Raw genomic sequence first — 17,024 nt, 5'->3', positions numbered from 1 at the left:
CACCCTTCTATGTCGCTCTGGCCGCTGGCTTTGCACGGGCCAGGAGTGTGCCCTGGGTCAATACTCTCGGATTCACTGCACACGAGCACTGCGTACGCCTTGGGCCAGGGCACTGCACAGCGACAACACATCCTCTACGGCCTGGCCGTGATGCTGGGCGTTGGCGATCTTGTCGACCAGGGCCGAGCCGACCACTACGCCGTCCGCGAGCCGGGCGATGGCGGCGGCCTGGTCGGGCGTGCGGATGCCGAAGCCGACGCTGATCGGCAGGTGGGTGTGCCGGCGCAGTCGCTCGATGGCAGCGCCGACATGCTCGGTGGTGGCCGAGCCTGCACCGGTCACGCCGGCCACCGACACGTAGTAGACGAAGCCGGAGCTGCGCTCCAGCACCCGTGGCAGGCGCGCATCATCGGTGGTGGGGGTGGTCAGGCGAATGAAGTCGATACCCGAGGCTTGCGCCGGGGTGGCGAGTTCGCCGTCGTGCTCGGGCGGCAGGTCGACGATGATCAGGCCGTCGACACCGGCTTCCTTGGCCTGGGCCACGAAGGCTTCGACGCCGAAGCGGTGGATCGGGTTGTAGTAACCCATCAGCACGATCGGCGTGGTGCTGTCGTCGACGCGGAATTCGCGGACCATCTGCAAGGTTTTCGCCAGCGTCTGCCCGGCGTTGAGTGCGCGCAGGGTCGCCAGCTGGATGGCCAGGCCGTCGGCCATCGGATCGGTGAAGGGCATGCCCAGTTCGATCACATCGGCGCCGGCAGCCGGCAAGCCTTTGAGGATGGACAGCGAAGCATCGTAGCCTGGGTCGCCTGCCGTGACGAACGTCACCAGCGCGGCGCGGCCTTCGGCCTTGAGGTCGGCGAAGCGTTGTTCGAGGCGGCTCATGCCAGTGTCTCCTTCGGGTGGGCGCCCATATGGCTCATGACGGTTTGCATGTCCTTGTCGCCGCGGCCGGACAGGCACACCACCATCAGATGGTCGGCGGGCAATGTTGGCGCGCGCTTCATGGCCTCGGCCAGGGCGTGGGCGGTTTCCAGCGCCGGGATGATGCCTTCCAGGCGGCAGGTGGCGTGGAACGCGGCCAGTGCCTCTTCATCGGTGATGCTGGTGTAGTTCACGCGCTTGATTTCATGCAGAAAGGCGTGTTCAGGGCCGATGCCGGGGTAGTCCAGGCCGGCCGAGATGGAGTGCGCGTCGGTGATCTGCCCATCGTCGTCCTGCAGCAGATAGGTACGGTTGCCGTGCAGTACGCCGGGCACGCCGCCGTTGAGGCTGGCGGCATGCTTGCCGGAATCCACGCCATGGCCGGCGGCTTCGACACCGATGATTTCCACGCTGCTGTCATCCAGGAAAGGATGGAACAGGCCCATGGCATTGGAACCGCCACCTACGCAAGCCACCAGGCTGTCGGGCAGGCGCCCTTCCTTCTCTTGCAACTGCTCGCGGGTTTCCTTGCCGATGATCGACTGGAAGTCGCGAACCATGGCCGGATAAGGGTGCGGGCCGGCCACCGTGCCAATCAGGTAAAAGGTGTCGTCGACATTGGTGACCCAATCGCGCAAGGCGTCGTTCATGGCATCTTTCAAGGTGCCGGTACCGGAAGTGACCGGCACGATCTCAGCGCCCAGCAGCTTCATGCGAAACACGTTGGCCTGCTGGCGCTCGATATCCGTGGCGCCCATGTAGATAACGCAAGGCAAGCCGAACCGAGCTGCCACCGTGGCCGTGGCCACGCCGTGCATGCCGGCGCCGGTCTCGGCGATCAGGCGCTTCTTGCCCATGCGCTTGGCCAGCAGCACCTGGCCGATGCAGTTGTTCACCTTGTGCGCGCCGGTGTGGTTGAGCTCTTCGCGCTTGAAGTAGATTTTCGCCCCGCCGCAGTGTTCGGTCAGGCGCTCGGCGAAATACAGCGGGTTGGGCCGGCCGATGTAGTCGCGTTGGAAGTAGGCGAGCTGCTCGAGAAATTCGGGATCGGCCTTGGCGGCTTCGTATTCGCGAGCCAGCTCCAGCACCAGCGGCATCAGGGTTTCGGCGACGTAGCGGCCACCGAAGGCGCCGAACAGGCCGTTGCTGTCAGGGCCACTGCGAAGATTGGTCTGGGTCATGCGAAGCTCCAGGGGAATTGAATGACGATGTAGCCACTGTACCCACGACAACGATCGAAGAAAACCGATAAGATCTCGACAACCTGTCAGGATTTCTCACAATACCATGAGCCGTGACCTGCCCCCGCTGAATGCCCTCAAAGCGTTCGAAGCCACTGCCCGGCTCAACAGCGTCAGCAAGGCGGCTGACTACCTGAGCGTTACCCACGGTGCCGTGAGCAGACAGTTGAAAGTGCTTGAAGAGCATCTGGGCATCGCATTGTTCGTCAAGCAGGGACGTGGCTTGAAACTCACAGATGCCGGCATTCGACTGCGCGATGCCAGCGCCGAGGCCTTCGAGCGTTTGCGTCTGGTCTGTACGGAGCTCAGCCAGGCCCAGGCTCAGGCACCGTTCGTTCTGGGGTGCTCGGGAAGCTTGCTGGCGCGCTGGTTCATACCTCGATTGGGTCGGCTGAACAGCGAGCTGCCGGACTTGCGCCTGCACCTCTCGGCCGGCGAAGGTGACCTGGACCCTCGCCGTCCCGGGCTGGATGCCTTGCTGATGTTCGCCGAGCCGCCCTGGCCCGCCGACATGGACGTGTACGAGCTGGCCGAAGAGCGTATCGGCCCGGTACTCAGCCCGCGCTTCCAAGGGTTCGAAGCCTTGCAGAGCCGTGCTGCCAGCGACTTGCTCGGGCACTCGTTGCTGCACACCACATCGCGGCCACAGGCCTGGCCCAGCTGGGCACGGCGCAACGGTCTGGATCCCGAGGCGTTGACCATGGGACAGGGGTTCGAGCATTTGTATTATTTGCTGGAGGCGGCGGTGGCTGGGCTGGGCATTGCCATCGCGCCCGAACCGCTGGTGGTCGATGACCTGCGTGCCGGGCGCCTGGCCGCGCCATGGGGGTTTACGCAAACCCCGGCGCGGCTGGCACTTTGGGTTCCGCGACGCGCCGCAGACGGGCGCGCCCGACAACTGGCGCTATGGCTTGCGCAGGAGCTCGAACGCCAGGTCGATTAGTTGTTGCGATTGCACATCAGGTAGGCGGCGATCAGGCCCAGCGCGCCAACGGCTACGCCAGCGGCGGCCCAAGGGTGCTCCTGAGCGTAGTCACGGGTGGCAATACCGGTTTCCTTGGTCTTGACCTTAACTTCTTCATACGCGTCGCTGATCAGGCTGCGCGAATGGCTCAGCGCGGATTCCGCGTTGGCTTTCAGCGCCTTGAGCACCTTGCGCGATTCCTCGGTGGAATCTTCTTTCAGGCTTTCCAGGGAGCGGAGCAGGCTTTCGATTTCTGCTTCCATGCTCTGCAGCGAAGCTTTGCGTGACGAAATTGCCATGGGTAACTCTCCTTCATTGTGGTGAATAGCGTGTGTAGATTCCGACTGCGCTGCAAGATGAAAGTGCAGTGCGTGTGAACTTTTAGCGCAGAAATCCCCACACAGGTAGACAACCACTTCAGTAGCCACCCGAATGGAGAGCATCATGAGCGATCACCACACGTACAAGAAGGTTGAACTGGTAGGTTCCTCGACCACCACCATCGAAGACGCCATCAACAACGCGTTGGTCGAAGCGAGCAAAAGCATCGAGAAAATGGAATGGTTCGAAGTGACCGAAACCCGTGGCCATATCGAAGACGGTCGCGTGGCGCATTTCCAGGTCACACTCAAAGTCGGCTTCCGTATCCAGAACAGCTGACAGAAAACACGGAATCTTCCGACTGGCCGAATGCCATAGGTTGAGTTACAACACATTACCGGCGTGTCGACCTGAATCCAGGCGGCCCGCCGTTTGTCTTTAAACCGGCACTACCAGACCAAGGATGTAAGCGATGAAGCGAGTTTTATTGGCTGTGGGTTTGTTGAGCCTGGCAAGCGGCGCGTTCGCTGCGGGCAAGTCGTGTGAAGAACTCAAGGGCGAAATCGCCGCGAAGATCGACGCCAATGGCGTGTCGGGCTACACGCTGGAAGTGGTCGACAACGTCACTCCGGATGCCGGTTTCCAGGTAGTCGGTTCGTGTGAAGGCGGCACCAAGGCTATCGTCTACAAGCGCTGAAGATTGCAGCCGCCCCCCGCTCCCACAGAAAACGAAATCCCCTGTAGGAGCGGTCAGCGGCCGCGAAACGAACCCCGCAATACACCAGGTCGGTGCAAGACTCAGCCCTGCATCACCTGCGCCAATAGCTCATACGACCGCAAGCGGTCGGCATGCTCGTACAGATCGCAGGTAAAGATCAGCTCATCTGCCTGAGTCTGTTCCTTCAGCACGTCCAGCTTGGCGCGGATCTTCGCCGGTCCTCCCACCATCGCCAGGCCCAGAAAGTCCCCGACCGCGGCCTTTTCATGGGGCAACCACAACCCTTCCATGCTTTTCACGGGTGGCTGCTGCACCAGGGTCTGGCCACGCATCAGGTTGAGGATGCGGCGGTAGACCGAGGTCGCCAGGTAGTCGGCATGCTCGTCGCTGTCGGCTGCCACCAAAGGCACCCCGAGCATCACATAAGGCTTGTCGAGCACCTCGGAGGGCTGGAAGTGGGCGCGATAGACGCGAATCGCCTCATGCATGTAGCGTGGCGCAAAATGCGAAGCGAAGGCATACGGCAGGCCGTACATGCCCGCCAGCTGCGCGCTGAACAGGCTGGAGCCCAGCAACCAGATCGGCACGTTGGTACCGCTGCCCGGCACGGCAATCACTTTCTGGTCCGGAGTACGCGGACCCAGATAGGCCATCAGTTCGCGGACGTCGTCGGGAAAGTCGTCGGCGCTGCCGGAGCGCTCACGGCGCAGCGCTCGAGCGGTCATCTGGTCCGACCCCGGCGCGCGGCCCAGGCCGAGGTCGATCCGTCCCGGATACAGGCTTTCCAGCGTGCCGAACTGCTCGGCGATGACCAGCGGCGCGTGGTTGGGCAGCATCACCCCGCCCGAGCCGACGCGGATCGACGAAGTGCCCCCCGCCAGATAGCCCAGCAGCACCGAGGTCGCCGAGCTGGCGATACCGTCCATGTTGTGATGCTCGGCTACCCAGAAACGGTTGTAGCCCCAGGTTTCGGCATGGCGCGCCAGGTCCAGCGCGTTGTGCAGCGACCGCGCCGGGCCGTGGTCGGCACGCACTGGTACAAGGTCGAGGACGGAGTATTTCGTATCGGTCAAACCAGTCATGATCATTGGCATCCTGTGGGTATGTGGCAGGTGGGATGCCCCGCGCATCTTTGCTACCGAGTGTGTAATCAATATGGGCTTATCATTCGGATTCAATAGCCAGCGGTCAGAACGGCGCTGAACTTGCCTCGCGCCGTGGCCTCTGAACACTTGTCACCGCGCGAACCCGTCGCGCCCATCAAGGAGGCTTTATGAGCATCAAGAAAACCGCATCGGCTGTCTGGAAAGGCGATCTGAAAACCGGCAAGGGCGAGATCTCGACGCAAAGCGGCGCCCTGAAAAGCAACCCCTATGGTTTCAACACCCGCTTTGAAGGCCAGCCAGGCACCAACCCTGAAGAATTGATCGGCGCGGCCCATGCCGGCTGCTTCTCCATGGCCTTCTCGATGATCCTGGGTGGCGAAGGCTTCACGCCAGACCAGATCAACACAACGGCCGAGGTTACGCTGGACAAGGAAGGCGAAGGTTTCGCGATCACCGCCATCAAACTGACCATGTCGGCGAAGATCCCCAACATCGACCAGGCGAAGTTCGAAGAACTGGCCAACAAGGCCAAAGAAGGTTGCCCAGTGTCGAAAGTGCTGAACGCCCAGATCACTCTGGACGCTAAGCTGGAATCTTGAGGTAGGTTTGCGCCCGGTTGCCGTACACTGCTCACTCACCTGGAGAATTGCCCATGAAACGATTCATTTTGGCGATGACGTGCGGTGTCCTGGCAACCTCGGCGTTGGCGACACCCAAGTCGTGTGAAGAATTGAAGGCCGAGATCGAAGCCAAGATCCAAGGGGCAGGCGTTGTGTCCTACACCCTGGAAATCGTCGACAATCTGGACGCCAAGGATCCGAGCATGGTGGTGGGGTCCTGCGACAACGGCACGCGCAAGATCATCTATCAAAAGAACGACACCTGATCCCACGGCATCCGCTGTCGTCGTTCAGTGGTGCACTGCTGCGCCTGGATTCAGGGAATGCAGTGAATCGCCCGGTCTTCGGCAACGATCTCCCGGTTTGAATCGTACAGACGCGCACTGGCCTGCATGGCAATTGCCCTGCCCTCCAGGCGGTAGCGCTGGCCTGCCTTGAAGCCGTCATAGCGCACGGTCAGGTAGCAGGTACGGTCGAACGGGTCGTTGACCAGCCCGCCACCGGCGTACATTTCGTAGTCGAAACGCACTTCCAGCTCATGGCTGCCCGGATCTACCTGGAAGTAGCGCCCGTCATTGAGTTTGCGACCATCCAGACTTTCTGCCATGACCAGGCGACCGGTCGTGGTGAACATCTCGATCCAGGCCTTGCCAGGGTCAACGGCCGGCAACGGCGGATTGGCGCAGCCAGCGAGCGTGGCGAGGGTCAACAGGGCGAGCACGGCGCGCATGGAAGCTCCTTGGCTGCAGGAAAAAAGTGAGCAGGACAAAGGTCGAGTCTAGAAGCTTTGCGTCGGCGCTGCGAGTCGCCGCCGACGGTGGCCATGTTCAGGCCCGTGCTCAGGCGCTCTGGCAGCCCGCAGGTTGCGCCTGGCCTACCAGTTTGCGCTGCTCGTCGTAGAGCTTGGCCCACGGGCGAAAGCCGACGCTGCCGGCTTCCAGAAAATACCGCTGCCCCGCGTCGAAGCCGGCATAGGTGAGGTTCAGTTCGCAATTGCGCCACAGCGGCGCGGGGACTGGGCCGATGTTGGTCGGCTGCACGGGAAACTGCAAGCGCACGGTCAGCTCATGGCTGCCGGGTTCGACTTCGAAATAACGGGTGTCGCCCCATTCCCGCTCGTCGACTTGGGTCGCCTGCAGGGCGTTGTGCCCGTTGGCCTGCAGATCGATCCAGGCCTGGTTGGGGTCCGGGTCGGGCAGACCGGCGCAGCCGGCAAGGGCCAGCATGCCGCCAGCAATGATCAATGCGCGCATGGAATTCTCCTGATGGGATCGTAAGATGCAGGGTCAGCGCCGATAACACCTGCTCGCTGGCGGGCCTGGCCATGGAAAACCACATGCATGAATTCGTTGTTGTTCGTCGTTCCATTCTTGCCGCACTCGACCGCGGTTTGCGCGCTTTTGTTCCCCTGTGCCTGCTGTTCCTGCTCAGCGGTTGCACCAGCGTCGGCTATTACGGCCAGTTGATGCAAGGCCAGTGGCAGCTGCTGCAGGCGCGTGAGCCGGTGGCGCGGATCCTGGTCGACCCCTCGCGCGATCCACGTCTGCGCGAGCAGTTGCAGCGTGCCCAGGCCGCTCGCGATTTCGCCAGCGCGCATCTGCACCTGCCGGACAACCGCAGCTATCGGCTGTATGCCGACATCGGTCGGCCGCTGGTGGTGTGGAACGTGTTCGCCACGCCCGAGTTTTCCCTCGCCCCGTTGACCCACTGCTTTCCCATCGCGGGGTGCGTTGCCTACCGCGGCTACTACAGCCAATCCGGCGCGCGGGGCGAAGCGGCGCTGCAGAAGCTGTCGGGCCGGGATGTGTACATCGGCGGCGTCGAAGCCTACTCGACCTTGGGCTGGTTCGATGATCCGATTCTCAACACCATGCTGGGCTGGGGCGACGAGCGCCTGGCCACGCTGATCTTCCATGAGCTGGCGCATCAGCGCGTGTATGTGCAGGACGACACCGAGTTCAACGAGTCCTTCGCCACCTTCGTCGAGCAGGAGGGCACTCGGCAGTGGCGGGCCTGGCGCGGTTTGGCAAAGGCGGCAGGCACACCTGCACTACAACGTGAGCAGTTCACCCGGCTGGTGCTCGAGACCCGCGAACGCCTGGGTGCGCTGTACGCACAGCCGCTGTCGGCCGAGGCCATGCGCGCAGGCAAGGCTGCCGAGTTCGAGCACCTGCGCCGCGAGTATCGCCAGTTGCGCGATGAACGCTGGGGTGGCGACCGGCGTTTCGATGCCTGGATGAATGGGCCGATGAACAATGCCAAGCTGCTGCCGTTCGGATTGTACGACCAATGGGTGCCGGCGTTCGCCGGCCTGTTCCGGCAGGTCAATGGTGATTGGCAGGCGTTCTATGCCCACGCGGAAAAGCTGGGCAAGTTACCGATGGACCAGCGCAGGACCGAGTTGAATCGGTTGGGCAGATGAAGGTTGCAGTGGTTTCTCGGGCCCTTTCGCGGCCACTGGCCGCTCCTACACGAAGCCTTGCGTAACCCGGTATCTACACCGCTGCACGAATCCCCGTAGGAGCGGCCAGTGGCCGCGAAGAGGCCCGCACCTTCACCGCATCATCCCGCGCCTTGCAAAAACGCCTCATGCAGCGCCTGCAACGTGTCGAAATGATACGTCGGATTTTCCAGGACCAGCTCTTCCCGCGAACCGAACCCATAGCCCACCGCCGCGCAATCCAGGCCATTGAGCCGAGCACCGATCAGGTCATGCTTGCGGTCGCCGACCATCAAGGTCTGCGTCGGCTGCAGCCCTTCCTGCTCGAGGATATGAGCGATCAGTTGCACCTTGTCGGTTCGCGTGCCGTCGAGCTCGCTGCCGTAGATGACCTTGAAGTGCCTGGCGAAATCGAAATGGCGGGCGATTTCCCGGGCGAACTCCCAGGGTTTGGACGTGGCGATGTACAAATGCCGGCCCTGCGCCTGCAATGTTTCGAGCAGCGCGATGACACCGGCGAAGATCTGGTTTTCATACAGGCCCGTGACGCGGAAACGCTCGCGGTAGAAGTTCACTGCCTGCCAGGCGCGGGCTTCGTCGAAACCATAGGCGTGCATGAACTGCTCCAGCAGGGGTGGGCCAATGAAATGCTCCAGGTTGCGCAGATCGGGTTCGTCGATGCCCAGTTTGGCCAAGGCATACTGGATGGAGCGGGTGATGCCCTCGCGCGGGTCGGTCAGGGTGCCGTCGAGGTCGAACAGGATAGTTTGATAGTGCACGGAATCAGTCCTTGTCGAAGCCTTCGGCCAGGTGTTGGTCCTTGAGCTTCACGTAGTTGCCTGCGGTGTAGGTGAAGAACGCGCGTTCCTTGTCGGTCAGTGGCCGGGCCTGGCGGGCCGGGCTGCCCACATACAGGAAGCCGCTGGGCAGGCGCTTGCCCGGCGGCACCAGGCTGCCAGCGCCGATGATCACATCGTCCTCCACTACGGCACCATCCATGACCGTGCTGCCCATGCCGACCAGGATGCGATTGCCCAGGGTGCAGCCGTGCAGCATGACCTTGTGGCCGATGGTCACGTCGTCACCGATCAGCAACGGAAAACCGTCCGGATTGAACGGGCCGGCATGGGTGATGTGCAGCACACTGGCATCCTGCACGCTGGTGCGCTTGCCGATGCGGATGCGGTGCATGTCTGCGCGCACCACGGTCAGCGGCCAGATCGAACTGTCGGCGCCGATCTCGACGTCGCCGATGACCACCGCCGAGCGGTCGACGAAGGCGCGTTCGCCAAGGCGCGGCGTATGCTGCTGGAATGTGCGAATAGCCACGATAGGCATCCTCTGTGTTGTCGATAGCTGCGGTGAATCGCAATTGTAATTAAGATGTCCCAGTGTTTCTTCAATAGCCAAGGTGTTTAACCGTGAGCGCGAATCCCCTTCTGCAGTCCTACGACCTGCCGCCGTTCTCGGCGATCCGTGCCGAGCACGTACAACCGGCGATTGAACAGATCCTGGCCGACAACCGCGCGGCCATTGCCCACATTCTGCAAACCCAGGGCAGCCAGCCTACCTGGGCCGGCCTGGTGCTGGCCATGGACGAGCTGAACGACCGCCTGGGCGCCGCCTGGAGCCCGGTCAGCCACCTCAATGCCGTGTGCAACAGTGCCGAACTGCGCCAGGCCTATGAAGCGTGCCTGCCGGCGCTCAGTGCCTACTCCACCGAGCTGGGCCAGAACCGCGAACTGTTCCAGGCCTTCGAAACCCTGGCCAACAGCCCTGAAGCTGCGAGCTTCGACGTTGCCCAGAAAACCATTCTGGAGCATTCGCTGCGCGATTTCCGCCTGTCCGGTATCGATCTGCCGGTGGATCAGCAGCAGCGCTACGCACAGGTGCAGAGCAAGCTCTCGGAACTGGGCAGCCGTTTCTCCAACCAGCTGCTCGATGCCACCCAGGCGTGGACCAAGCATGTTACCGACGAAGCGGCCTTGGCCGGGCTGACCGACTCGGCCAAGGCGCAGATGGCTGCAGCGGCGCAGGCCAAGGGCCTGGACGGCTGGCTGATCAGCCTCGAGTTCCCCAGCTACTACGCGGTCATGACCTACGCTCACGACCGTGCCCTGCGTGAAGAACTTTACGCAGCCTACTGCACCCGCGCGTCGGACCAAGGCCCCAATGCTGGCCAGAACGACAACACGCCGGTGATGCGCGAGATCCTCGACCTGCGCCAGGAGCTGGCGCAGCTGCTGGGCTACGCCAGCTATTCGGAGTTGAGCCTAGCCACCAAGATGGCCGAATCGACCGATCAGGTGTTGACCTTCCTGCGTGATCTGGCTCAGCGCAGCAAGCCGTTCGCGGCCCAGGATCTGGAACAGCTCAAGGCCTACGCCGCCGAACAGGGTTGTGCCGACCTGCAAAGCTGGGACAGCGGCTTCTATGGCGAAAAGCTGCGCGAACAGCGCTACAGCGTTTCCCAAGAGGCGCTGCGCGCCTATTTCCCCATCGACAAGGTGCTGGGCGGCCTGTTCGCCATCGTGCAGCGCCTGTATGGCATCGAGATCGCCGAGCAGAAAGGCTTCGACACCTGGCACCCCGATGTACGCCTGTTCGAGATCAAGGAAAACGGCCAGCACGTGGGCCGCTTCTTCTTCGATCTCTATGCGCGCGCCAACAAGCGCGGCGGCGCCTGGATGGACGGCGCGCGCGACCGGCGTCGCACCGAGGCCGGCGAGTTGCAGAGCCCGGTGGCCAATCTGGTGTGCAATTTCACCCCGGCCGATGCCGGCAAGCCCGCGCTGTTGACCCACGATGAAGTCACCACCCTGTTCCACGAGTTCGGCCATGGCCTGCACCACCTGCTGACGCGGGTCGAGCATGTGGGCGTCTCGGGTATCAACGGCGTGGCGTGGGACGCAGTCGAGTTGCCCAGCCAGTTCATGGAAAACTGGTGCTGGGAACCCGAAGGCCTGGCCCTGATTTCGGGTCACTACGAAACCGGCGAGCCTTTGCCCCAGGACCTGCTGGAGAAGATGCTGGCGGCGAAGAACTTCCAGTCCGGCTTGATGATGGTCCGGCAGATCGAGTTCTCGCTGTTCGACTTCGAGTTGCACGCCTCCCACGGCGACGGCCGCAGCGTGATGGAAGTGCTCGACGGTGTCCGCGACGAGGTTTCGGTCATGCGTCCACCGGCCTACAACCGCTTTCCCAACAGCTTCGCGCACATCTTCGCCGGCGGCTACGCGGCCGGTTACTACAGCTACAAGTGGGCCGAAGTGCTGTCGGCCGACGCGTTCAGCAAGTTCGAGGAAGACGGCGTGCTCAACGCCGACACTGGCCGCGCGTTCCGCGAAGCCATTCTGGCCCGTGGTGGGTCGCAGGCACCGATGGTGCTGTTCGTCGACTTCCGCGGTCGCGAGCCCTCCATCGATGCGCTGCTGCGTCACAGCGGGTTGAGCGAGGAAGCGGCAGCATGATCACCAAGAAACGCTTCATCGCCGGGGCCGTCTGCCCGGCCTGCAGCGAGCCGGACAAGCTGATGATGTGGAGCGTGGACGAAGTCCCGCATCGCGAGTGCGTGGCCTGTGGCTACAGCGACACGCTGAACGCGCAGGGCCAGTCGGTGCCCAGCGAGCTGGGCACGCGGGTCAACAAGGTCGCCGTCAAGGTTGCCCGGCCCACGTCGCAACCGGTGCAGTTCTTTCCCAACCCCAAGCTCAAGAAGCCTTGAGCCAGGCGTGCCGTCGACTTGCCGCAAGGGCAGGCCGACGGCAATAGCCGGCTACCACGTCATGCTTCGCTTCCGTTCCTAGACTGGCGCGCCACTCAGGCGTCATTCAAGGAATCGAACATGACCGCTGCGCACCTCGCTGCACTCCCCACCCTGCTTGCCGAAAACCCCCTGCTGGGCCATCACGATGTGATCCCCTACCACTTGATCAGGGCCGAACACGTCGAGCCGGCGATCGAGCATGTGATCCAGACCAACCTCCGGCAGCTGGCGCAATTGCTCCCCGAGCAGCTCGTGGCACCTACATGGGAAGGCTTGGTCAGGCCATTGGAAGACATGCACCAGCGCCTGCTGGCGGTGCTGCAGCCCGAGCAGTTGCTCAGTCGTCATCAGCACCTGGCGGTGATCGACGCCTATGCGCGCTGCCGCGATCGGGTGCAGGCCTATGAATTGGCCATCAAGCACAACCGTACCGTGCATGCCGTACTGCAGCTGTTGCAGCAGAGCCCGCAGGCGCTCGATTTCGATCCGACCCAGCAGGCCGCATTGAGCCATGCGTTGCGTGCTTCGCGCCTGGCCGGGGTAGGCACCCAGCCGTCGATCCAGAAGCGCATTGGGCGTCTGCAGATGGAGCTGGCCGGGTTGTACCAAACCTTTGCCGACAACCTGAGTGCAGCCAGCGAAGCCGGGGCCTTGGCGTTCGACAACGAAACCGCTCTGGCAGGCATTGCTCCCGCGGTACTTGCCAGCATGGCGCTATGCGCGCGCGAGGCCGGCCAGTCGGGCTGGCGGCTGCCACTGGAGCTGCCGCTGGTGCTGGCGGTATTGAGCCAGGCCCATGACCGCGCGCTGCGCGAGCAGGTGTACCGCGCCTTCTACACCCAGGCTTCGGAGCAAGGCCCGCAGGCCGGAACCTATGACAATGGACCGGTGCTGCAACGCATCCTTGCCGCCCGCGCCGAGCTGGCCGAAGCGGGTGGCTATCGCAGCTATGCCTCGCTGGCCCAGGCCACGCGCATGTTCGACGAGGCCGCGGACGTGGAGCAGCTCCTGCTGCAATTGATCGACAAGGTCCGCCCTGCGGCGCAGGCGGAGTTCGCCCCGCTGCAGGAACTGGCCGCGCTGTTCGGAGTGCCGGCGCTGCAGCCCTGGGACTGCAATTACTATCAGGAGAAATACCTGCAGATCCATCATGGGGTGACAGAGCTCAAGGTGCGTGAGTACTTTCCCGTGCAGGCGGTGCTCGATGGGCTGCAGCGGCTGCTCGAGCAGCTGTTCGACGTGCAGTGGCTGCAATGCCCGCCAGCACCGCGCCAGCCTGCATCGGTGCACCTGATTCAACTCAGCGAGCAGGGACAGGTCCTGGGCCATATCTACCTGGACCTGCACACTCGGCCGAAGAAACGCGCGGGTGCCTGGATGGAAGCCCTGCGTGACCGCCACCGTTTCGCCGATGGTCGGCTGCAGCTGCCCATCGCCCACGTGGGGTGTGATTTCGCCGCCGACACGCCAGCGTTTCCCTGCCTGCTGAGCCTGGGCGACATCCAGACGTTCTTCCACGAGCTGGGGCATGCGCTGCACCATGTACTGACCCGCATCGACCATGGCAGCGTCTCTGGCATCAAGGGCGTGGCCGAAGATGCGGTGGAATTGCCCAGCGGCGTGTTCGAGCACTGGGCCATGCAGCCTGAAGTTCTGCAATCGATGTCGCGACATCACCGGACCGGCGAAGCCATCGGTACCGCCTTCGTCGAGCGGGCGCTCGCCGCCCAGGCGCGCTTTCGTGCCCAGGCCCTGCTGTGGCAACTCGAATACGCTCTGGTCGACTATCGCCTGCACAGCCACAGCGACACGCTGTCGGCGCAGCAGATTGGCGAACAGGTGCTGGAGCAGACGCAGATCGTCCGTCATCCGCCCTATGTTCGTTGGCTCAACACTTTCGCCCATCTGTTCACCGGTGCCGACTACGCCGCCGGGTACTACAGCTATGTCTGGGCGCAGGTGCTGGCCGCTCATCTGTTCGCCCGTTTCAAGCGTGAGGGGCTGTTCTCGAGTCAGGTCGGTGGGGATTTCGAACGTTTGATTCTGGCATCGGGAGGGACGCGACCTTTTGCGGAACTGGTCGAGAGCTTCGCTGGCAGCGAGGCGGGTATCGAAGCGCTGCTGCTCGATCTGGGCATCAAGACGTGAGCCGTTCGGGCAACGACAGACGTGAAGACTGAGCACAGGTAGGCTGAAACCGGTTTCATTTGCCGTCACAAATGGATACATTTATCGGCTGAACCGTCAGGGCGGCATTTTGCCGCGCCTGGCTTCGTGCCGAATGTGTCGCGTCTGCGCCTTCAACAAAGCACCACCCGCCTCCGGCCGCGTGGTGCAACGAACACGTACCGTTGGGCTGCGCATCGATAAAACCGTATCGAACAGCTGATGAGAACCTTGATGTCCGAGCAAGAAAACAACCCGCGCCGGGATTTTCTGCGCAAAACCCTGACCCTCATTCCGGTGGTGACCGTTGCCAGCAGTGGCCTGGGCGTCGCTGCCCTGACTGCCAATGCCAATGCCGATACTCGCTCGCCAGCGCCAGCCCCCGCGCCCGCCGCCGACTACCAGCCGTCATTTTTCACCGCTGAAGAATGGGCTTTCGTCCAAGCCGCAGTGGCTCGCTTGATTCCGGCGGACGATCTGGGCCCAGGTGCTCTGGAAGCCGGAGCGGCAGAATTCATCGACCGCCAGATGAACACGCCCTACGCCACCGGCGCGCTGTGGTACATGCAGGGTCCGTTTGTCACCGACGCCGCGCCGCAAATGGGCTATCAGCTGCAGTTGGTGCCGCAGCAGATCTATCGCTTGGGCATCGCTGCCACGGACACCTGGTGCAAGGCTCAATCAGGCAAAACCTTTGCTGAGCAAGACAGCGCTACCCAGGAACGTATTCTCAGCAAGATCGAAGCAGGCGAGCTGGTTTTCGAGGAATTGCCGGCTACGGCATTTTTCAGTCTGATGCTGCAGAACACCCGCGAAGGCTTCTTCTGCGACCCGGTGCATGGCGGCAACAAAGGCATGGTCGGCTGGACGCAGATCGGTTTTCCCGGCGCACGCGCCGATTTCATGGATTGGGTGGAACGCAACGAGCAATACCCTTTCCCGGCAGTATCGATTCGCGGCGAGAGGGCCTGACATGGCAACGGTAATGAAGAAGGTCGACGCGGTCATCGTCGGGTTCGGCTGGACCGGCGCGATCATGGCCAAGGAACTCACCGAGGCGGGCCTCAACGTGGTCGCGCTGGAGCGCGGCCCGATGCAGGACACTTACCCCGACGGCAGTTATCCACAGGTGATCGACGAGCTGACCTACAGCGTGCGCAAGAAGCTGTTCCAGGACATCTCCAAGGAAACCGTGACCATCCGTCACAGCGTCAACGACGTCGCCCTGCCCAACCGTCAGTTGGGTGCGTTTCTGCCAGGCAAAGGCGTCGGCGGTGCCGGCCTGCATTGGTCAGGCGTGCATTTCCGGGTCGATCCCATCGAGCTGCGCATGCGCAGCCACTACGAAGAGCGCTACGGCAAGCAGTTCATTCCCAAGGACATGACCATCCAGGATTTCGGCGTCAGCTATGAAGAGCTGGAACCGTTCTTCGATTTTGCCGAAAAAGTCTTCGGCACCTCGGGTCAGGCCTGGACGGTGAACGGCGTGCGCGTCGGCGAAGGCAAGGGTGGCAACCCGTATGCGCCGGACCGTTCCAACCCGTTCCCGCTGGCCTCGCAGAAGAACACCGTGTCGGCGCAGCTGTTCCAGAAGGCTGCCGCCGAGGCCGGTTACAAGCCGTACAACCTGCCCTCGGCCAATACCTCGGGGCCGTATACCAACCCCTATGGTGCGCAGATGGGCCCCTGCAACTTCTGCGGCTTCTGCAGCGGCTATGTCTGCTACATGTATTCCAAGGCGTCACCGAACGTGAACATTCTGCCGGCATTGCGTCAGGTCGACACCTTCGAGCTGCGCACCAATGCCCACGTGCTGCGGGTCAACCTGGACAGCAGCAAGCGCAAGGCAACCGGCGTGACCTACGTCGACGCCCAGGGCCGTGAGGTCGAGCAGCCCGCAGACCTGGTGATTCTTGCGGCATTCCAGTTCAACAACGTGCGCCTGATGCTGCTCTCCGGCATCGGCCAGCCGTACGACCCCAAGACTGGCGAAGGCGTGGTCGGCAAGAACTTCGCCTATCAGAACATGGCCACCATCAAGGCTTTCTTCGACAAGAACACCCACACCAACAACTTCATCGGTGCCGGTGGCAACGGCGTGGCGTTCGACGATTTCAACGCCGACAACTTCGACCATGGCCCCCATGGCTTCGTCGGCGGCTCGCCGATGTGGGTCAACCAGGCCGGCAGCCGGCCCATCGCCGGCACGGCCAATCCACCCGGCACACCTGCCTGGGGCAGCGCCTGGAAGAAGGCCACTGCCGACTATTACACCCATCAGGTGTCGATGGATGCCCACGGCGCCCATCAGTCCTATCGCGGCAACTACCTTGACCTGGACCCGGTGTATCGCGATGCCTATGGCCTGCCGTTGCTGCGCATGACCTTCGACTGGCAGGAAAACGACATCAAGATGAACCGCTTCATGGTCGAGAAAATGAGCAAGGTCGCCCAGGCCATGAACCCCAAGGCCATTGCCCTGCTCGGCAAGAAGGTCGGCGAGCATTTCAACACTGCCTCCTACCAGACCACCCACCTCAATGGCGGCGCGATCATGGGCACCGACCCCAAGACCAGCGCGATCAACCGTTATCTGCAGTGCTGGGATGTGCCTAACGTGTTCGTTCCAGGCGCCTCGGCCTTTCCTCAGGGCCTTGGCTACAACCCCACTGGCCTGGTGGCGGCATTGACCTACTGGTCGGCGCGGGCCATTCGCGAGCAGTACCTGAAGAACCCCGGCCCGCTGGTGCAGGCATAA

Annotated in this window: 19 protein-coding genes; 11 read left to right on the top strand and 8 right to left on the bottom strand. The window is 62.7% G+C overall.

All coding sequences use genetic code 11. The features are described 5' to 3' along the window. Positions 1–72 precede the first annotated feature (72 nt). Positions 73–885 carry a tryptophan synthase subunit alpha gene (trpA, locus tag H7993_RS12720; RefSeq protein WP_185794612.1) on the bottom strand — a complete coding sequence of 271 codons (813 nt, stop codon included), beginning with the start codon at positions 883–885 and terminating at the stop codon, positions 73–75. Beyond that, positions 882–2,105 carry a tryptophan synthase subunit beta gene (gene trpB / locus H7993_RS12715; RefSeq protein ID WP_185794611.1) on the bottom strand — a complete coding sequence of 408 codons (1,224 nt, stop codon included), beginning with the start codon at positions 2,103–2,105 and terminating at the stop codon, positions 882–884. Before trpB ends, trpA begins: the two co-directional genes overlap by 4 nt. 106 nt (positions 2,106–2,211) lie before the next feature. Here trpB and H7993_RS12710 point away from each other — a divergent pair, with 106 nt between their 5' ends. After that, positions 2,212–3,108 (top strand): LysR family transcriptional regulator, encoded by an 897-nt coding sequence (locus tag H7993_RS12710; protein ID WP_185794610.1) that lies wholly within the window; start codon positions 2,212–2,214, stop codon positions 3,106–3,108. On the opposite strand, the gene H7993_RS12705 is transcribed toward H7993_RS12710, so the two are convergent. Next, positions 3,105–3,428 (bottom strand): ElaB/YgaM/YqjD family protein, encoded by a 324-nt coding sequence (locus tag H7993_RS12705; RefSeq protein WP_185794609.1) that lies wholly within the window; start codon positions 3,426–3,428, stop codon positions 3,105–3,107. The genes H7993_RS12710 and H7993_RS12705 overlap by 4 nt on opposite strands. Positions 3,429–3,573: 145 nt before the next feature. On the opposite strand from H7993_RS12705, the gene H7993_RS12700 reads away from it, so the two are divergent. Further along, the gene (locus H7993_RS12700; RefSeq protein ID WP_185794608.1) at positions 3,574–3,789 is read left to right on the top strand and encodes a dodecin; all 216 of its coding nucleotides are present in this window, start codon (positions 3,574–3,576) and stop codon (positions 3,787–3,789) included. A 133-nt stretch (positions 3,790–3,922) separates the two neighbouring features. Continuing rightward, on the top strand, positions 3,923–4,147 hold the full coding sequence (locus tag H7993_RS12695) for a DUF1161 domain-containing protein (protein ID WP_122480071.1): 225 nt from the start codon (positions 3,923–3,925) through the stop codon (positions 4,145–4,147). Between the two features lie 101 nt (positions 4,148–4,248). Here H7993_RS12695 and H7993_RS12690 read toward each other — a convergent pair whose 3' ends face one another. Further along, the gene (locus H7993_RS12690; protein ID WP_185794607.1) at positions 4,249–5,250 is read right to left on the bottom strand and encodes an LLM class flavin-dependent oxidoreductase; all 1,002 of its coding nucleotides are present in this window, start codon (positions 5,248–5,250) and stop codon (positions 4,249–4,251) included. A 197-nt stretch (positions 5,251–5,447) separates the two neighbouring features. On the opposite strand from H7993_RS12690, the gene H7993_RS12685 reads away from it, so the two are divergent. Together H7993_RS12685 and H7993_RS12680 are read left to right on the top strand one after the other, a co-directional pair. Next, the gene (locus H7993_RS12685; protein ID WP_122480139.1) at positions 5,448–5,873 is read left to right on the top strand and encodes an OsmC family protein; all 426 of its coding nucleotides are present in this window, start codon (positions 5,448–5,450) and stop codon (positions 5,871–5,873) included. Between the two features lie 53 nt (positions 5,874–5,926). Further along, positions 5,927–6,160: a DUF1161 domain-containing protein gene (locus H7993_RS12680; protein WP_185794606.1), complete on the top strand. Its 234-nt coding sequence runs from the start codon at positions 5,927–5,929 to the stop codon at positions 6,158–6,160. 50 nt (positions 6,161–6,210) lie between these two features. Here the strand turns inward: H7993_RS12680 and H7993_RS12675 are convergent, their stop codons facing one another. Continuing rightward, positions 6,211–6,624, bottom strand: coding sequence for a PA0061/PA0062 family lipoprotein (locus H7993_RS12675; RefSeq protein ID WP_185794605.1), 414 nt, complete (start codon positions 6,622–6,624; stop codon positions 6,211–6,213). 109 nt (positions 6,625–6,733) lie between these two features. Then, positions 6,734–7,147, bottom strand: coding sequence for a PA0061/PA0062 family lipoprotein (locus H7993_RS12670; protein ID WP_185794604.1), 414 nt, complete (start codon positions 7,145–7,147; stop codon positions 6,734–6,736). Between the two features lie 83 nt (positions 7,148–7,230). Here H7993_RS12670 and H7993_RS12665 point away from each other — a divergent pair, with 83 nt between their 5' ends. Further along, a complete protein-coding gene (locus H7993_RS12665) occupies positions 7,231–8,316 on the top strand; it encodes an aminopeptidase (protein ID WP_185794603.1) in 1,086 nt (361 codons plus the stop codon). A gap of 140 nt (positions 8,317–8,456) precedes the next feature. On the opposite strand, the gene H7993_RS12660 is transcribed toward H7993_RS12665, so the two are convergent. Both H7993_RS12660 and H7993_RS12655 read right to left on the bottom strand, forming a co-directional pair. After that, the gene (locus H7993_RS12660; protein WP_185794602.1) at positions 8,457–9,113 is read right to left on the bottom strand and encodes an HAD family hydrolase; all 657 of its coding nucleotides are present in this window, start codon (positions 9,111–9,113) and stop codon (positions 8,457–8,459) included. A 4-nt stretch (positions 9,114–9,117) separates the two neighbouring features. Further along, entirely contained in the window at positions 9,118–9,663 is a 546-nt protein-coding gene (locus H7993_RS12655) for a gamma carbonic anhydrase family protein (RefSeq protein WP_185794601.1), read from the bottom strand. 92 nt (positions 9,664–9,755) lie between these two features. Between H7993_RS12655 and prlC the strand changes: the two genes are divergently transcribed. From prlC to H7993_RS12630, 5 genes are all read left to right on the top strand, one after another. Next, a complete protein-coding gene (gene prlC / locus H7993_RS12650) occupies positions 9,756–11,804 on the top strand; it encodes an oligopeptidase A (RefSeq protein WP_185794600.1) in 2,049 nt (682 codons plus the stop codon). After that, positions 11,801–12,058: a YheV family putative zinc ribbon protein gene (locus H7993_RS12645; protein ID WP_043191945.1), complete on the top strand. Its 258-nt coding sequence runs from the start codon at positions 11,801–11,803 to the stop codon at positions 12,056–12,058. The genes prlC and H7993_RS12645 overlap by 4 nt, the downstream gene beginning before the upstream one ends. 120 nt (positions 12,059–12,178) lie before the next feature. Then, complete coding sequence (locus H7993_RS12640; protein ID WP_185794599.1) at positions 12,179–14,248, top strand: M3 family metallopeptidase; 2,070 nt, start codon at positions 12,179–12,181, stop codon at positions 14,246–14,248. A gap of 252 nt (positions 14,249–14,500) precedes the next feature. Then, entirely contained in the window at positions 14,501–15,238 is a 738-nt protein-coding gene (locus H7993_RS12635; RefSeq protein ID WP_185794598.1) for a gluconate 2-dehydrogenase subunit 3 family protein, read from the top strand. Between the two features lies 1 nt (position 15,239). Beyond that, complete coding sequence (locus tag H7993_RS12630; protein WP_185794597.1) at positions 15,240–17,024, top strand: GMC family oxidoreductase; 1,785 nt, start codon at positions 15,240–15,242, stop codon at positions 17,022–17,024.

The sequence above is a fragment of the Pseudomonas baltica genome (assembly GCF_014235765.1).
GTDB lineage: Bacteria > Pseudomonadota > Gammaproteobacteria > Pseudomonadales > Pseudomonadaceae > Aquipseudomonas > Aquipseudomonas baltica.
Note: the sequence above shows the minus strand (reverse complement) of the source record. Positions and strands in the feature narration are given on the sequence as shown.

What these genes read in the sequence shown, in the direction of transcription:
- H7993_RS12630 (WP_185794597.1), top strand. Translation starts at nt 15,240, where the DNA reads ATGGCAACGGTAATGAAGAAGGTCGACGCGGTCATCGTCGGGTTCGGC.
- trpA (WP_185794612.1), bottom strand. Translation starts at nt 885, where the DNA reads ATGAGCCGCCTCGAACAACGCTTCGCCGACCTCAAGGCCGAAGGCCGC.
- H7993_RS12670 (WP_185794604.1), bottom strand. Translation starts at nt 7,147, where the DNA reads ATGCGCGCATTGATCATTGCTGGCGGCATGCTGGCCCTTGCCGGCTGC.
- H7993_RS12640 (WP_185794599.1), top strand. Translation starts at nt 12,179, where the DNA reads ATGACCGCTGCGCACCTCGCTGCACTCCCCACCCTGCTTGCCGAAAAC.
- H7993_RS12705 (WP_185794609.1), bottom strand. Translation starts at nt 3,428, where the DNA reads ATGGCAATTTCGTCACGCAAAGCTTCGCTGCAGAGCATGGAAGCAGAA.
- H7993_RS12645 (WP_043191945.1), top strand. Translation starts at nt 11,801, where the DNA reads ATGATCACCAAGAAACGCTTCATCGCCGGGGCCGTCTGCCCGGCCTGC.
- trpB (WP_185794611.1), bottom strand. Translation starts at nt 2,105, where the DNA reads ATGACCCAGACCAATCTTCGCAGTGGCCCTGACAGCAACGGCCTGTTC.
- H7993_RS12665 (WP_185794603.1), top strand. Translation starts at nt 7,231, where the DNA reads ATGCATGAATTCGTTGTTGTTCGTCGTTCCATTCTTGCCGCACTCGAC.
- H7993_RS12680 (WP_185794606.1), top strand. Translation starts at nt 5,927, where the DNA reads ATGAAACGATTCATTTTGGCGATGACGTGCGGTGTCCTGGCAACCTCG.
- H7993_RS12635 (WP_185794598.1), top strand. Translation starts at nt 14,501, where the DNA reads ATGTCCGAGCAAGAAAACAACCCGCGCCGGGATTTTCTGCGCAAAACC.
- H7993_RS12695 (WP_122480071.1), top strand. Translation starts at nt 3,923, where the DNA reads ATGAAGCGAGTTTTATTGGCTGTGGGTTTGTTGAGCCTGGCAAGCGGC.
- H7993_RS12675 (WP_185794605.1), bottom strand. Translation starts at nt 6,624, where the DNA reads ATGCGCGCCGTGCTCGCCCTGTTGACCCTCGCCACGCTCGCTGGCTGC.
- H7993_RS12700 (WP_185794608.1), top strand. Translation starts at nt 3,574, where the DNA reads ATGAGCGATCACCACACGTACAAGAAGGTTGAACTGGTAGGTTCCTCG.
- H7993_RS12710 (WP_185794610.1), top strand. Translation starts at nt 2,212, where the DNA reads ATGAGCCGTGACCTGCCCCCGCTGAATGCCCTCAAAGCGTTCGAAGCC.
- H7993_RS12690 (WP_185794607.1), bottom strand. Translation starts at nt 5,250, where the DNA reads ATGACTGGTTTGACCGATACGAAATACTCCGTCCTCGACCTTGTACCA.